1 protein-coding gene and 1 pseudogene are annotated in these 577 nt (G+C 70.5%); both read right to left on the bottom strand.

What is annotated here, in order from left to right; genetic code table 11:
• Nucleotides 1–272: translation initiation factor IF-2 associated domain-containing protein (locus tag V3H18_RS16590; RefSeq protein ID WP_332083186.1), on the bottom strand; the 272-nt coding region annotated here is incomplete at its 3' end.
• Nucleotides 273–303: 31 nt separating this feature from the next.
• Nucleotides 304–577 (bottom strand): annotated as a pseudogene (locus tag V3H18_RS16585) (RNA-binding protein); the annotation flags it as partial.

Genomic DNA, 577 nt, shown 5'->3' with positions numbered 1-577 from the left:
GGCGCGGCCGGCGCAGGCCGAGCGGTCTCGGCTTTCGGCGGCGTCTGCGGCGGGGGCGCGGCGGCGGGGGCCGCGGAAGGCGTGGCGGCTTTCGGCGGCTCCACATGTCCCGGCGCGCGCCGTTTCACCTTCTCGACCACGACCACTTTGGAGCGGCCATGGGAGAAGCTCTGGCGCACCATGCCATGCTCGCTCGGGCGCTGCTTCAAATGCAACGTCTTCGACGGAGCGACGGTCAAAGTTTTGTCGCCGCTGTTTTCGCCTTCGCTCATCCAGTTCCCAATCCTGGGCCGCAACGGCCCGCTAATCCTCGTCCGCGCCCGTCGGGGCCGCCTCGTTTTCGTCGCCCGGGGCCGCCACGCCGTCGAGGCTCACGCCCCGATAGGCGGCGAGCCGACGGCATCGCGCGGCAAACGCCGCGGTCGGCCCGCTATCCGCGAGGGCAGCATGTATCACATTTGTGCGGCCCAAAGCCAAATCCAATTGCGGCGAAGAAAATAAGCCGATGACGGGCGCCCCCGCCCCGGCGCGCCGGGCCGCCTGAGCAAGCTTGCGCCTGCCGTCCTCGCCGCCGTCC

The organism is Methylocystis borbori, assembly GCF_036576025.1.
In the GTDB taxonomy this organism is placed as follows: Bacteria; Pseudomonadota; Alphaproteobacteria; order Rhizobiales; family Beijerinckiaceae; genus Methylocystis; species Methylocystis borbori.
The sequence above is the reverse complement of the archived record's forward strand: the minus strand, read 5'-3'. Positions and strand labels throughout refer to the sequence as shown.